Below are 14,864 nucleotides of genomic sequence, written 5' to 3'. Positions count from 1 at the left end.
ACGAATCAAAGCAAAACTAAAAGGACTTAGTCCTGTGCAATACAGAACTAAATCCCTTCAATAAATATAGTGTCCAACTTTTTGGGGTCAGTACAATAAAGTCAAACGCTTTTTATTCTAGTTTTCTAGTATTTTTTACGACGAACGCCATACATACCGTAACCAATCAAGGCAAGCCCTGCCATTACAGCAAAGAGAGATTCTTGACTTGCAGTATTTGGAAGTGATGTTTCTGGTTGTGTCTTATGACTTGTTTTGTAAGTAACAGGTACTGACACTGTATTGGAGCGACTTTCTTGGACAGTAGCCGGTTGCACATAGACAGGAGCAAGGTAGCTAGTCGATGTCCAACCACCACTTTTGACAGGTTCATTAGTTTTCACAGCTGTTGCTTCGTTTTTATCAGTAACAGTTGAATCTTTAGGCTCACTGCTATCTTTACCATTTTTGCTGTCTTGCGTAGATGTTTTATCTGTATCTGGCGTCATTACTGAAGAATCGCGGTTTGATTTCGCAGTATCGCTACCCTTGTCTGTTTTTCCATCTTGTGTTGATGCTTTATCAGTATCTTTAGTATCATCACTTGTCGTAGTGTCTGATTTCAATGCTTCATAGGCTGCTTGAGAGATTGAAATGGCACGTGAATTTGGATTAATAACTGCATATGATGACAATTCATCAGCATGACTTGTCAAATAATCTGCAAAAACAACGTCCATAGAAGGACCTTCTTCTCGGCTACCTCCCAACATTGTGTAGCCATCTCCACCAGCTGCTAAGAAGTCATTAGTGGTTAGATAATATTCAGCTGTCAAATCAAGCGGTTTATAAGTTTGTGTCTCTGGATCAAGAATATCAATCTCTAAAATACGCTTATCACTTTCCAAAGACGTATCATAGTAAACACGAGCACCAGCGATATGAAGATAACCGCCTGATGGTTCCATCAATGGTTGACCATTTTCATCAAGTACGTATTGTCCCTCTGAGTCTTTTTGAAGAATAGAGCCCACTGATTTGACAAACATGTCTTGAATATTTTGACCTGTTACCTTAATTTGAGAAATAACATTACCAAATGGAAGAACTGCAATCAAATCACCTTTTGTAATAGGAGCGCCTTTTTTGATGGTTTCACGAAGACCACCACCATTGGTAACTGCTAAGTTAGTCTTGTGACTAAAGCCAGTTTGACCATAGTCTAAAAGTGCATCTGCAACAACATTTCCGAGGTTTGTTTCACGGACACGAACATTAGTACGATCACCATTCAACTCAACTGGGCTTTCAGAAACAACGACAACAGCATTATCCGCATTGTATTTGTCTTCAGTTTCTTTAACGAGAGCAGCAACTGTTGGATCTGGTGTGATAGCCTCTGCCTCTTTTGCTGAGATGACACCAGCAGATAAAACTTCTTTAGAGTTTAACTTAATAATACCGACATTATTCAAGTAGCTTCCTGTCTGATTATAAGTGAAATCTCCATATGTTCCTGAAAGAACAGTATGTGAGTGCCCATCAATAAGGATTAGTTTTTTACCTTTGAGAAGCTCATTTTTAGAAAGAGCTTCTGCGAGATAAGTTCCTTGCCATTCTGTTGGTGTAGTTGTATCAACACCCAAATGGGCAAGAATCACATACGTCTTGTATTCATTACCTTCTGCAGCTGCTTGAGCCTCTACCTGAGAAATCACACTATTGACCTCAGTCACTGGATCAGTGAAAGTAACATGCTCTACGTTTGAAGGGTGGGTTTTCGTTGCTGTTTCTGGTGTTGTGACACCAATGACAACTAACTCATCTCCCTTAACTTTTTTATTTTTATCAACAATAGTATAAGCTTGGAATAAACGAGCACCGTCAACGTAAACATTTGAACTTACCATTGGGAAATTCAATTGCGTGCTTAGATTTTTCAATTGCTCAAGACCAAAGTCAAATTCATGGTTCCCCAATGTCATGGCATCATAACCAATTGTATTGAGGATTTCAGCCATATCTTCACCTTTTGAACTATTTGAAATTGGAAGCCCTTGGAAGACATCTCCTGCATCAAGGACAACTGTTTCACCTTCTTGTCGCGCTTCGTTTACAATAGTTGCTAACTTAGCATCTCCGATAACACCTGAAGACTCTTGCATACGTCCGTGAACATCGTTCGTATGAATAATGGTAATTTCATCTGATGATGGTGTGCTTTCTTCAGTAGTATCACCAACTGCAGTTGTAGCAGGTTCAACCGGCGTCTCTTCTGTCGTTGTTGCAAACGTTTCGTCTGCAGCATCTGTCACTACAGCCGTTTCTGTTGCTACAGCATCAGTCGCTACAGAAGTATCTTCGCTAACTTCGCTGGTTTGAGAATCTGTTAGAGCCAACACCGTTGTAGCATCACTAGTTGTTTCAGTTGTTGTCGCATCCTCAGCTTTTACAGCATTTGCCAAAACCAAGGTTGACAAAAAGACAGTTGATAGAGCTGGAATCAAGAGTGCTTTTTTCTTCATTTTTACTTCCTTTTTCACTTTTTTATCATACTATTATAACATAAACCGAACGTTTTTTAAAGATTTTTATACTAACATCCGCTAAAATAAATACTATCTCCTTTGGAAGACAATCTTACCGTCACAAATAGTATATTTCACATCTCCTTTTAAGCTCTCCCCAATAAACGGTGAGTTAGCTGCTTTCGATTGAAAGACTTCTGAAACCACGCGTTCCTCTTGATCAGCGAAGATAACGAAATCTGCTGGGCCTTTTTCAGCCAGATAACCTGCATCAAATCCATACAAATCCGCTGGATTACTAGTCATTTTTTCAAGAAATTGTGGCAAAGTCAAGTGTCCCGCTTCAACCAAGTGCGTCAACCCAAGAGAGAGAGATGTTTCAAGCCCAGTCATACCTGAAGGAGCCTTTGTGACGTCGTCAACAGTCTTTTCGTCCACATGATGTGGAGCGTGGTCAGTTGCAATGACAGAAATAACCCCTGATTTGAGCCCCTCAATAACTGCCAAACGGTCGCTCTCCAAACGAAGGGGGGGATTCATCTTGGCATTAGTCCCTTTTGTTAGAAGTAAATCTTCCGTTTTTGAGAAATGTTGCGGAGCTACTTCTGCTGTTACCTGAGCACCTAATTGCTGGGCAAATTCGACAACCTTGACTGACTCAGCCTTGGATAAATGCTGAATATGAACATGAGCTTGTCTATCATAAGCAATCATAACATCACGCGCAATCATTGAATACTCAGCCACTCCCGTCGCACCACAAACATGAAAATGCTTCTTAGCAACATTTTCATTGAGTCCCAAAATGCCATTGAGCTCTGGGTCTTCCTCGTGCAAGCTAATAAAGGTATTATTAGCTTTAGCCAAATCCATGGCTTCCTTAACCACTTTAGCAGATGTCAAAGGGATACCGTCATCAGAAAAACCTACTGCCCCTGCTTCCAAGAGAGCTGGGAAGTCCGTGAGATGTTGCCCATCAAAATTGTCTGTAATCGTCGCAACCGTCTTAACGTGAATCGCTTCCTTAGCAGCTGACGCCAGAACCTCAGTTAAGGTGTCAACCGTTGAAATCGTTGGCGTTGTATTTGCCATCATAACGACCGTCGTAAAACCACCTGCAGCAGCAGCTAAAGCACCTGTATGTATATCCTCCTTGTGTGTCTGACCAGGCTCTCTAAAATGGACATGGATGTCTACCAAGCCTGGAGCTACAACAAGCCCAGTCGCGTCGATTTCCTGATCTACCTTAGCGTCAATGGTATCAGCTATTTTAACAATTTTATTGTCTTCCACTAAAATATCTGCTTGTTGATCGAATCCTGATTTAGGATCAATTACACGTCCATTTTTAATCAATAATGTCATTTGTTATCTCCTTTAATGTAACCAGTTAATAGGAAGTTGTCCCGTCTGCTCTAAATAATCGTTCACCGTTGAAAACGGCTTGCTACCAAAGAAGCCTCGATAGGCTGACAGGGGACTTGGATGGGCAGATTCAATAATCTTATGGGTGGGATTAGTAATTAAGGCTTTTTTCTTTTTAGCATATCCTCCCCATAGAATAAACACAACAGGCTCTTCTTTCTGATTGAGGACCTTAATAACCGCATCTGTAAAAGGTTCCCAAATCAAACCTGCATGACCGTTAGCCTGACCCGCAGGGACTGTCAAACAAGCATTTAGAAGTAAGACACCTTGGTGTGCCCAGGATGTTAAATCGTGATGATCTCTCTTTCCGATATCACTCTCAAGCTCTTTCAGAATATTTTTAAGAGATGGCGGAGCAGGAAAATCATCTGGTACTGAAAAAGACAACCCCTGAGCTTGACCTTGACCATGATAAGGATCTTGACCCAAAATCACTACCTTAGTTGCTTCAAAGGACGTTTCCTGTAAAGCAGCAAACACCTTCTCTCGTGGAGGATAAACGACTCCACTATGATAAACCTGATCTAAAAACGTATTTATTTTAGCAAAATAATGAGGGGCAAGTTCAGCTTTGACCTTATCGTGCCATGTCGAATGCAACATGTTATCTCCTTTCCAAGATTTGTTCACTGTAATGAAACTAGGAGAAAAATCCTAGATTCTTTTTGATTATCTTCTATTAAAACTCAAATATCTCCCAGATATCGTCACAGTCCCACTCTCGTATTTTACCATATTCTAATAGACTATAGAACTAAAATCCGTACCTTTTTAATTTTAAACGAGGAAATCAAGAGCAAAAGAAAAAAGTTAGTGCTAAAAACTAACTTTCCTCTTAAAAAATAACTAATAAGACAGACGTTTTTCTAAATACGACTGACAGCGTTCAAAAATAAAGCAGAGTGTCCAGTAGATGATAGCAACTAGAACATACATCGACATATAGTCCCACTCACGTCCACCAACTATCTTAGCATTTTGAAAAACATCTGGCACCGTTATCATGGCTGCTAGTGATGTAGATTTGATCATATCAACCACAACATTCCCTAGTGGCGGTAAGGCTATCCGTAATGCCTGCGGTAGAATCACACGTTTGATGATAGTAGCTTGATTCAGACCTAAAGATCTGGCCGCCTCCCATTGACCATAATCAACTGCCGCAATGGCAGATCGAAAAATTTCTGAAATATAGGCTGCCGAGACCAGACTAAATCCTATATAAGCACACAGCAAGGCAGGTAACTGAATCCCAAAATAAGGTAGACCAAAGAAAAGCATGAATAAGACGACAATCATCGGAACGCCTCTCATGATAGAAACGTAGCCTCTAGCCAAACCCGATAAACACCAGTTCTTAGAACTTCGCATGAGCGCCAAGAAGAATCCCAAAACCATTCCTGTTGAAAAACTCAAGACAGCGATTCCTAATGTATATGGTAAACCTCTCAAAACATAAGACAGGCTATCCAACATCAAGCCAAAATCAATAAACCGCATCGCACTTACTTTCTTTATTCAATAACGACATCTGAGACGTCGATTTTTTGGAAATCATAATCCTTTTCTTTAGAGACATCCTGTCCAGCAAAGAATTTCTCTGACAATTTAGTAAGGGTTCCATCTTTCTTCATCGCTTCAAGAGCTTCGTTCATCTTTGTTTGTAAGGTAGTATTGCCCAATTTAATGGCGAAATTAGCTTGAGAAGGATTATAGTAAACACCTTCTAATACCTTAACCTTGATATCAGGCAATGCCTTAGTTGCCATAGATTGAAGGTAAAAATCATTCAAGATAACGTCCGTACGCCCATTAGCAACATCTTGCAGATAAACATCGTTGGTGACATTATCATAAATGACCAATTCAGCACCATACTTCTTGGCGACTTTCATGTATGAAGTTGTTGAAGCACCCGCAGCCTTCTTACCTTTTAGGTCGTCTAATGACTTGATACCTGAATCATCTGACTGACGAACAATCATTGAACCAAAAGAATACTTATGCGCTTCTGTGTAGAGAAATTTCTTAGCATTTTTGCTGTCTTTCTCAATAGAATAACCTGCAACATCTACTTGTCCACTATCGAGTGCTGATAACATGCCATCCACACCCATCTCAGTAAAATCAACTTTTAAGTCCAGACGCTTTGCAATTTCTTTAATGATTTCAACATCATAGCCTGTCAGTTTGTTATCATCATCGTGATAAGACTGAGGATACAAGGTTCCTGAAGTTGCGACTTTGAGAGTGCCAGATTTTTCAATTGACTTCCACTGATCAGAAGTTGAGGTATTGGTTGAGCAAGCAGCTAACACAAAGAGCGTTAGAGCGAGACTAAGCAACGAAATAAATTTTTTCATATCCGTATCCTTTTATACTTTTTCATAAGCTTTCTAAAAACGCTTACAATAATAAAATACCTTATCTAAAGTCTTTGCGCAAGAAATCTGCTCACTCACCGAAAGCATCCATTTTGCTCAAATAGCTCTGCTATTGCTAGAAGTAGGTCTTCACGCCCTTTTGCAGCGGTCAGTTGAACTCCTAACGATAAGCCTTCGCTATTGCGATAAACAGGCAAACTAATTGCTGGTTGACCTGTCAAATTAGCCTGCTGAGTATAGGGTGTCCAATCCAAACTTTCTGAAAACATCTGCCAGATTAACTCCTGTTGCTGCGCAGGTTTAAAGGCATCCATCATAGCCAATTTCTCTTTTAGTCTCGAATCTAGGTCGAATTGATGCTGTTTAGGAGCGACTTGAGCGGTCGTAGGTGTTACTAACAAATCATAAACTTCATGAAACAGTGCCATTTCATGACTATAAGTATCCCACTTAGCCAACACAGCACTGTAGTCCTTGGCGGTAATCTGTTGACCACTCTGATAAATAGCCCAGGTCATCAATTCCATATCTTCCATAGTCATACGACGACCATAGGCCTCCTCTATCCGATCAAACATCGCAGCTGTTTCTACCGAATTCATAACATAGTAAGACTGCATCGCCTCTATCCCATTGATTGGTTGTTCTGTGAGGTAAGTGATAGCATGTCCTTGACTTTCCAAAAATTGAACCGCTGTCTCTACGGCTGAAACAGCATCAGAAGAAACCTCACCTCCGATGGGAGATTCTAGCAGGACAGCAATTCGCAAAGGTTTTGCTTGATAATGATACAAAGAATCCTGAGATAACACAGGAAGAGGAAATGGACTCTCTAGCTGACAGGTTTGAAAATGATACAGCAAATTTCTAGTGTCACGGACTGATTTGGTTAAAGCAAAGTTAACAGAAGCTCCTTGCCATCCTCGAAAAGCAGTTGGTCCAACCGGTATTCTTCCCCTAGTTGGTTTCAATCCGATTAAGCCATTAAAGGAAGCTGGTATGCGGATAGAGCCTCCTCCGTCACTAGCTGGTGCTAAAGTGACGGCTCCCGATGCTAGTAACGCTGCTGCACCACCTGATGAGCCTCCTGCATTTCGACTCGTATCATCTGGAAGATTGACATTACCATGCAACTGACTATCAGAAATATTCTTGAAACCAAACTCAGGCGTGCTTGTTCTTCCCAGTACAATAAAGCCTAGCTCTTCAAGCCTTGCGACATAGTTATCTGTCCTTCTAGAGATAGCTCTTGCAAATAATGGTGACCCTGCGGTTGAAATATCTCCCTCTTTTTCTTGCCCCAAGTCCTTCAAAAAAATCGGCACTCCTGCAAAAGGCTGGGTTGAAAACACTCTTTCCTTAGCTTCCTTCAATGCTTCTTCATATCGACGACCAGTGATTGCATTGATGTTGGTATTCTGCTTCTCGGCTTCTTCTATTGTAGCCTCAACTAGCTCAATAGCAGAAATATCCCGACATCTAACGGCAGCTGCTAAACCTGTAGCATCATTTTCTAACATTTTAACTCCTTGATAGCACTCATATTTGAAACTCCTTACCTAACCTAAAAAGCCCCAGAGAACTCCTTCCTCTATTGTAAAGGAATTTTCTCTAGGACTCTAGTTATTCGATTAATTTTGCCAGTTCTCTTGATCTTCTTTAAATTTTTTCAAGAGTTGCAAGCCATCAGCAGTGATGTATCCTTGCACCTTAGCTACCTTGATGAGCTCTGAGTAGTTAGAGAGGGTTACCAATTTCACACCCGCATGATCAAAATTCTCTGTCGCTTTTGGCAATTCGTAGGTAAAGATAGCAACAACTCCCAAAACTTCTGCTCCTTCGCGTTGAGCTGCTGCAACAGCATCTAAAACAGAACCACCGGTTGAAATCAAATCTTCTATGATGACCATTTTAGAACCTTTTGGAACACGTCCTTCGATCTGATTACCAGCTCCATGATCTTTTGGTTTTGAACGGATGTAAGCAAACGGAAGCTCCATTTTATCAGCGATGATAGCTCCGTGAGGAATCCCTGCCGTCGCCGTTCCTGCAATAACCTCTACCTCCGGGAACTCTTCCTTGATTTTTTCAACAAAACCATTTTCAATCAAGGTACGTGTCTCTGGGTAAGATAGCGTGATACGATTGTCCGTGTAAATTGGGGATTTAATACCTGATGCCCATGTAAAAGGATCCTCAGGTTGTAAGTAAACTGCTTTAATATCCAATAAATCTGATGCGATTTGTGTTGCTAAAGTCATCATATTCTCCTTATATAAGTTCAATAGTTGATATAAAATACTGTTCTAAAACCCAGTCTAGGCATTCCATTCTGCCTTGATAGCTTGATAAGCAGCAACTGGATCCTCTGCCTGCGTGATCGGACGACCAACAACAATGAAGTCTGACCCAATCACCTTAGCATCTGCTGGTGTCATAACACGCTTTTGGTCTCCCACAGCCGAACCTGCCGGGCGAATACCTGGAGTCAGGCAGACAAAATCTTGTGATGTCTCTGCTTTGATAGCCTCTACTTCATGGGCGGAACAAACCACACCATCAAGACCAGCTTCTGCAGTCCTTTTCGCATAATGTACCACTGACTCAGCCAAACTTGTTTGGATATTCTGAAAATCACGCATCTGTTCTTCTGATGTTGACGTTAACTGTGTCACTGCAATCAATTTTGGACCTTCTCCAAGACCCTGACGAGCTGCTTTCATCATCTCAACACCACCAGCAGCATGAACATTGGTCATATCAACACCAAGATTAGCTAGAACTGCCATCGCAGAACCAACGGTATTGGGAATATCATGGAGTTTTAAATCCAAGAAAACTGAGTGACCTAAGTTTTTGACATAACGAACAATCTCTGGACCTGCAGCATAGTACAGTTCCATACCAATCTTGACATACAGTTTTTCCTCACTCGGAAATAGATTTAAGAAAGTTTTGACATCCTCAAAAGAGGGAAAATCAAGGGCGATAATCGGACGTTCTTCTCTCATTTTTCTTCCTTTCTTCTCGCAGTCGGCTGACCAGACATAAGAAAAACCTCGTCAGGAGACGAGGTTACACGAAAAGAAGGCTAATTTCCCTTCTGTATAGAGAAGATTAACTTCTCTCTTATTCGTAGATAGTTACCCGCAGGCAACCAACCTTTCTCGCCTCTCTGGACATGATTAAAGGTTATTTAGTTAATTTTATTTTAGCATGGCTTTATACCATTTGTCAAGAAAAGATAAATGTCTCAACAGATAATGACTTCAATCTGATAACCCAGAAATGCCACCAAACACTCCAAATCAGCATAAGCAATACTCAGCGTACTTGTATTAATGAAAGGATGAAAACCAATACTTGCAGTACGATCCACCTCAGCATCCACAATGACACGGATTTTACGTTCCTTATCAAACAAAAGACCAAAGGGTGTCACTGTTCCTGCTGGAACATGAAGCAATTCTTCTAATTGATTATCACTGGCAAATGACAGACGTTTCTCTCCTAAATGTTCACCTAAAGCGGACAAATTGGCTTGTTTATTAGCTGGTAAGATAACCAAATAAAATTGACTGCTCTTCTTATTTTTCAAAAACAAGTTTTTTACTCCTTGTCCTGACATGCTACTACCAAAATCATGAACTGAAGTGATTGCATGATGATCCAAACGATCATAGGCAATATCTAGTTTAGCCAATAAATCATAGGCTTCCTTGTCAGTCGCAAATACCATATAGCACACCTACCTTCTCTATTTGATTTCCATTTTTAGGGAAATAGCAGAGCTAATTTCCTTTCAAGCTCTCACGTACTTCACGACGAAGTGTTTCAAGATCTGCTATGCCATACTTATCCATCACATCAGGCAAACGTTCGATAATAGTTGGACAAGCATAGGGATCAGTGAAATTGGCAGTCCCAACGCCAATGGCTGACGCTCCTGCAATCATCATCTCTATGGCAGCTTCTGCTGAGTCCACACCACCCATCCCAATAATAGGCAAATTAGAAGCCAGAGCCACCTGACGAATCAGTTTTAGAGCAACTGGAAAGACAGCTGGACCAGACATGCCACCTTGACCATTAGCAATAATCGGTTGGCGAGTCTTTAAATCATAACGTGTACCGACCAAAGTATTGATCATGGTAAAGCCAGTTGCACCTGCTTCTTGGACTGCTTTAGCTACTGTCGTAATATCAGCAACGCTAGGCGTTAACTTAACATAAACAGGTACATCAGAATGACTAACACTTGCTTTCACTGCAGCATAAGCCAGCTCAGGAACTTGCCCAATCAAAAGCCCCGCATTACCATGATCCACGTTAGGACAGGAAATATTAAGCTCGATTGCAGCAACGTTTTTAGCTCTAGATATTTTATGAGATACCTCAGCATACTCCTCGTTTGAAAAACCAGCGACATTGGCAATGATGGGTAAATCAGGATAATGCTCCTGCAGCCAAGGAAGTTTTTCAGATAAGACAAGATCAATTCCTGGATTTTGCAGACCAATGGCATTGAGCATTCCAGATGGTGTTTCTGCGACTCGTGGCGTTGGATTCCCAAAACGCGGCTGACTAGTCGTCGCCTTTATCATGATGGATCCTAGTTGATTAAGATCATAGTACTTAGCGTACTCCTGCCCAAAACCAAAACAACCTGACGCAGGAATAATAGGATTTTTCAAATCAAGCCCTGGAAGCTTGATTGCTAGACGATTACGAGACATAGACCCTCCTATAACATAATACTGCCTGCCTCAAAAACAGGACCTTCCTCACAAACACGCTTATTCTTAGACTTGTCGTCTCCTTTAACTGGAACAACACAAGCATAACAAGCCCCCATGCCACAAGCCATACGAGATTCTAAAGACAAGTAAGCATTTGGATGATTTTCAAATTTCTGATCAACATACTTGAGCATACCAGGAGCCCCGCAAGAAAATACAGCATCCGCAGTCCAATCGAAGCCATCTACGACAGTAGAGACATACCCCTTAATACCATAGGAACCATCATCTGTGGTCACATAAACATCACCATAAAGACCTAGCTTCTCTTCTAAAATAACAGCGTCCTTATTAGCAAAGCCGATGACTGAAACAACCTCAACACCTTTAGCATGTAGCTGCTTAGCTAATTCAACTAAAGGTGGAACACCGATTCCACCACCAATAAGAAGAGCTTTTTGACCTGCTGCTAATACAGATGGATCAAATCCATTTCCCTGCGGTCCCATAGTATCAATACTATCTCCAGCTTGTAGCTTAGCCAACAGAGCTGTACCTCCGCCTTCAACACGGTAAACAATAGTCGCCTGACCTTTTTCTTTATCAATTTCAGAAATCGAAATAGGGCGTCGTAGTAGTTTAGATGGATCTGGAACACGGAGATGTAGAAACTGTCCAACATTCATATAGGCTACCATTTTACCCGATAAAACCATCTCAAAAATGCGAGGAGCAATCTCGCTTTGGCTGACTATTGTTAAATCCTCTTTCAAAAAATGACGGTTTCCACAATTTGAACTCATTAAAGTATCCTTTCCTACATAACAAAAACCTCACCGCCAAAGGCAGCAAGGTTTGTAAGCTTATTCAGGCCACAGAAGTCACCCGAACTGTCTCAAAAGACTTTATTGTAACATAATTTTATATATGCTACTTTAAACACCAACCGCAGTCGGCTAACTAGCTACATCACAGTTCTCAAACTGTCCCTTGCCGCCTCTCTGGACGAACTTAAAGGTTTACAAATTGTAACTATTATAGACTAGATACTAATACTTGTCAACTAAAAATGAATTGATTTTGATATTTGGGAAAGAGGCTTTTAAATGCTGTAATTGCTCAGAAAAACTAGAAGTCTCTATCAATTGACTTGGATAAAAAATATATGCCATGGCAGGATTTGCCAACAAATGAGACTTCACTTGAGCAACATCCAACACACCATCCTGGTCTAAGTAATCAAAGCTCTTAAATCCCAAGAAACTCGATAAATTTCCTTTTAAAGACTGCTTTGGATCAATAACAAATACTGAGCTCGGTGCCAAGTCAAATAAGCAATGTTTGACTTGGCCAACAAGATCCTCAGCTGACATCACATCAGAGAGAATCGTTTGATCAAAACTAAAAGTTTCCTTGCTAGTATGACTAAATTCCTCTTCAACTACCGTTTGAGGACTCTTAGAGACACTACGAACACCCATAAAGGTGTAAGAGAGATCAACTGTCTCTCTCAAGGCTAAAGACTCTGAACAAGCAATGCTTTGTGAAGTACTTTGGAAGAAATGCTCAGACGAGGCTAAACTCTCAGAAATCGACTGGACAAGACTACGCTCCAACTCTTCCGATGACATGAGCGCCATCTGTTCATTCCTTGGTCGCCTTATACTGATACGATCACCTGGCCTTGGAATACGAGGAACTGAAAGAGGTAACTGTTCACTTATAGACTTTGTTGGTGTTGATTGAGGTGCTGTATTGGCGTCTATCAGACTATCTTGATTATCAAGATATGACAAGATTCTTTCAGAATCTAAATGAAGCGCATCATGACTACGGTAAACATCGTTAACAGCCTTTAGAGAATCATTGATCTCAATCAAAGAAGTCAAATTATTGATTAAGATGCCATAATTTCGTTTTTTCCCCTCACGTAAAATCCCTTGAATCAAAGACAATGTATATGAAAAATAGATCAAATCATCTATCATATCGGTCCACGTCTCAACAAGATTCAAGGACTCATTTAAGAGATAAAACCCATGGTTATCATACCAAAAAGAACTCTTAATCAACTCTCTTTGCTTAGTGATTTTCGAAAATGCTGCCAACAAAAGTCGCGAATCATCTCTGACAACAATCGGAGACAATAGTGGAGAAAGTACTGACGGACGTGTCACGATCAAGTTCAACTCATCTTCAAACAAACCTAAATAGTGTAAACTAATCGTTAATGTACGTACTAACAATTTATGAGAATTGTTCGCTGATGCCGACATGGTACTCTCCCTTCCTACTTTTACTATCTTTCATTATATCATATAAATAGTCAATTAGGAATTAGAATTTTTTCATATTTTAGATTAGGTAAACATTAGCATTTTGATAAAAACGTTTCTTTAAGCTTTTCAATATTCAAAATATCAGGTTTCAGTATTAATAACGTCATTAGGTAGGTAATACCTCCTATGGCAACTTGAACAACTATAGATAAAAAGTTATTACTGATATTAAACAAACTGACGACATAGCAGCTAATAAGCATTAGCACACCAGCTACAAAAAACTTATATAAACCAGAGAACACTGGCTTCAGCTTGATGTATCTTCTGACATATAAGATTTGAACAATGGCAATAGTAAACTCACCAAAGGCTGATGTAAAGGCTGCGCCGGCTGCACCATATACTGGGACCAGTAACAAAGATGAAATCAATAACACAATAGTTGCAACAGTAACCGATACCGTCAAACCTTTAACTTTATCGATAGCAACTAGAAACTGATTGCCTAAAACCGTAGACCATCCCATAAAAATCAATTCAATAGCTAAGATAGAAACGACTACCTCTATCCCTGAAAACTCTTTTCCGAAGTAGATAGCAGAAAAAGGTTTACTGATAGCAATGAGACCAAATGCAATGGGAATAGAAATTAAATTGACAGCATCAAAAGACAATTTCAAAAAGTGTTCTACACTTTTTGAATCACCCTTTTTAAAACTATTTGCTAAACGAGGAAATATAACTGTACCTACCGATGTGATTGCGGTCAATAGTAATCTGACAATCTTATCAGCATTGTCAAAGTAACCTGTCTGACTTATCGATGATAAATTACCTAGCAAGAGCTTATTTATCGTCATAAACAATTGATTTGCCAATTGAGGGATGAATAACAAAAATACTGGTAAAAAATGGACATAAATAGCTAATTCTTTCCAATCAATAGGAACGAGCAATTTCCTCATATACGTCCACATTGTGATGTTACCAACTAAATTAGAGCCTGCAACTATTATGATATAGAGCGCTAAATCACTGGGACTTTTTACACATGTAAAAATCAACATTGCCGATACAATTTTGATGATAATATTTCGTGTAACTGTTTTTTTGAAATCCTCTAAGCCAGTAAAAAACCACGAAATATCAACGGCTGCTCCTAAAATTTGTAACGACTGCCAAAATAAAAATTCTGAGTATTTTTTATAAATCAAAATGAAGATTGTAAAAAGTATTAATGAGACTGCTGCCATTATCCATTTGATAAAGACAATCTCCCAAAATTTTTGACTTCTTTCCTCCATAGACTCTCTTAAATAAGAAATCGTCCTATTCCCATAGAGCGTTAAGCCAACATTCGCAATCATAACAAAATAAGTAATAATGGCAGTAGTATAAGAATTTATCCCTACCGCTTCAGCTCCCAATACTCGAGAGATATAAGGAACTGTAATAAATGGAAGGATAATTGCTATGACTTGGTAAGACATCGTGTAGAAATAGTTTTTTAAGATTTTCATAAAC

Annotated in this window: 13 protein-coding genes; all 13 read right to left on the bottom strand. The window is 39.9% G+C overall.

The window, feature by feature from the left end:
- Positions 1–125 precede the first annotated feature (125 nt).
- Entirely contained in the window at positions 126–2,504 is a 2,379-nt protein-coding gene (nt5e, locus tag JOC31_RS04110; RefSeq protein WP_205016903.1) for a cell surface ecto-5'-nucleotidase Nt5e, read from the bottom strand.
- Between the two features lie 93 nt (positions 2,505–2,597).
- The gene (locus JOC31_RS04105) at positions 2,598–3,872 is read right to left on the bottom strand and encodes a dihydroorotase (protein ID WP_205016902.1); all 1,275 of its coding nucleotides are present in this window, start codon (positions 3,870–3,872) and stop codon (positions 2,598–2,600) included.
- 12 nt (positions 3,873–3,884) lie between these two features.
- On the bottom strand, positions 3,885–4,538 hold the full coding sequence (locus tag JOC31_RS04100) for a uracil-DNA glycosylase (RefSeq protein ID WP_205016901.1): 654 nt from the start codon (positions 4,536–4,538) through the stop codon (positions 3,885–3,887).
- 243 nt (positions 4,539–4,781) lie between these two features.
- Entirely contained in the window at positions 4,782–5,435 is a 654-nt protein-coding gene (locus JOC31_RS04095; RefSeq protein ID WP_205016900.1) for an amino acid ABC transporter permease, read from the bottom strand.
- Positions 5,436–5,449: 14 nt separating this feature from the next.
- A complete protein-coding gene (locus tag JOC31_RS04090; RefSeq protein WP_205016899.1) occupies positions 5,450–6,298 on the bottom strand; it encodes a transporter substrate-binding domain-containing protein in 849 nt (282 codons plus the stop codon).
- A 95-nt stretch (positions 6,299–6,393) separates the two neighbouring features.
- Positions 6,394–7,839: an amidase gene (locus JOC31_RS04085; RefSeq protein WP_205016898.1), complete on the bottom strand. Its 1,446-nt coding sequence runs from the start codon at positions 7,837–7,839 to the stop codon at positions 6,394–6,396.
- A 111-nt stretch (positions 7,840–7,950) separates the two neighbouring features.
- Entirely contained in the window at positions 7,951–8,580 is a 630-nt protein-coding gene (pyrE, locus tag JOC31_RS04080) for an orotate phosphoribosyltransferase (RefSeq protein ID WP_205016897.1), read from the bottom strand.
- Positions 8,581–8,637: 57 nt separating this feature from the next.
- Entirely contained in the window at positions 8,638–9,330 is a 693-nt protein-coding gene (gene pyrF, locus JOC31_RS04075; RefSeq protein WP_205016896.1) for an orotidine-5'-phosphate decarboxylase, read from the bottom strand.
- 242 nt (positions 9,331–9,572) lie between these two features.
- Positions 9,573–10,058: a prolyl-tRNA synthetase associated domain-containing protein gene (locus tag JOC31_RS04070; protein ID WP_205016895.1), complete on the bottom strand. Its 486-nt coding sequence runs from the start codon at positions 10,056–10,058 to the stop codon at positions 9,573–9,575.
- A gap of 52 nt (positions 10,059–10,110) precedes the next feature.
- The gene (locus JOC31_RS04065; protein WP_205016894.1) at positions 10,111–11,055 is read right to left on the bottom strand and encodes a dihydroorotate dehydrogenase; all 945 of its coding nucleotides are present in this window, start codon (positions 11,053–11,055) and stop codon (positions 10,111–10,113) included.
- A gap of 8 nt (positions 11,056–11,063) precedes the next feature.
- Entirely contained in the window at positions 11,064–11,861 is a 798-nt protein-coding gene (locus JOC31_RS04060) for a dihydroorotate dehydrogenase electron transfer subunit (RefSeq protein ID WP_205016893.1), read from the bottom strand.
- Between the two features lie 246 nt (positions 11,862–12,107).
- Entirely contained in the window at positions 12,108–13,334 is a 1,227-nt protein-coding gene (locus tag JOC31_RS04055; protein ID WP_205016892.1) for a hypothetical protein, read from the bottom strand.
- Positions 13,335–13,429: 95 nt separating this feature from the next.
- Positions 13,430–14,860: an oligosaccharide flippase family protein gene (locus JOC31_RS04050; protein WP_205016891.1), complete on the bottom strand. Its 1,431-nt coding sequence runs from the start codon at positions 14,858–14,860 to the stop codon at positions 13,430–13,432.
- Between the last annotated feature and the right edge of the window lie 4 nt (positions 14,861–14,864).

Source organism: Streptococcus saliviloxodontae (genome assembly GCF_016908655.1).
GTDB lineage: Bacteria > Bacillota > Bacilli > Lactobacillales > Streptococcaceae > Streptococcus > Streptococcus saliviloxodontae.
This window is presented reverse-complemented; position numbering and strand designations above follow the sequence as displayed.

What these genes read in the sequence shown, in the direction of transcription:
- JOC31_RS04085 (WP_205016898.1), bottom strand. Translation starts at nt 7,839, where the DNA reads ATGTTAGAAAATGATGCTACAGGTTTAGCAGCTGCCGTTAGATGTCGG.
- JOC31_RS04065 (WP_205016894.1), bottom strand. Translation starts at nt 11,055, where the DNA reads ATGTCTCGTAATCGTCTAGCAATCAAGCTTCCAGGGCTTGATTTGAAA.
- JOC31_RS04095 (WP_205016900.1), bottom strand. Translation starts at nt 5,435, where the DNA reads ATGCGGTTTATTGATTTTGGCTTGATGTTGGATAGCCTGTCTTATGTT.
- JOC31_RS04050 (WP_205016891.1), bottom strand. Translation starts at nt 14,860, where the DNA reads ATGAAAATCTTAAAAAACTATTTCTACACGATGTCTTACCAAGTCATA.
- pyrF (WP_205016896.1), bottom strand. Translation starts at nt 9,330, where the DNA reads ATGAGAGAAGAACGTCCGATTATCGCCCTTGATTTTCCCTCTTTTGAG.
- JOC31_RS04100 (WP_205016901.1), bottom strand. Translation starts at nt 4,538, where the DNA reads ATGTTGCATTCGACATGGCACGATAAGGTCAAAGCTGAACTTGCCCCT.
- JOC31_RS04060 (WP_205016893.1), bottom strand. Translation starts at nt 11,861, where the DNA reads ATGAGTTCAAATTGTGGAAACCGTCATTTTTTGAAAGAGGATTTAACA.
- JOC31_RS04055 (WP_205016892.1), bottom strand. Translation starts at nt 13,334, where the DNA reads ATGTCGGCATCAGCGAACAATTCTCATAAATTGTTAGTACGTACATTA.
- pyrE (WP_205016897.1), bottom strand. Translation starts at nt 8,580, where the DNA reads ATGACTTTAGCAACACAAATCGCATCAGATTTATTGGATATTAAAGCA.
- JOC31_RS04090 (WP_205016899.1), bottom strand. Translation starts at nt 6,298, where the DNA reads ATGAAAAAATTTATTTCGTTGCTTAGTCTCGCTCTAACGCTCTTTGTG.
- JOC31_RS04070 (WP_205016895.1), bottom strand. Translation starts at nt 10,058, where the DNA reads ATGGTATTTGCGACTGACAAGGAAGCCTATGATTTATTGGCTAAACTA.
- nt5e (WP_205016903.1), bottom strand. Translation starts at nt 2,504, where the DNA reads ATGAAGAAAAAAGCACTCTTGATTCCAGCTCTATCAACTGTCTTTTTG.
- JOC31_RS04105 (WP_205016902.1), bottom strand. Translation starts at nt 3,872, where the DNA reads ATGACATTATTGATTAAAAATGGACGTGTAATTGATCCTAAATCAGGA.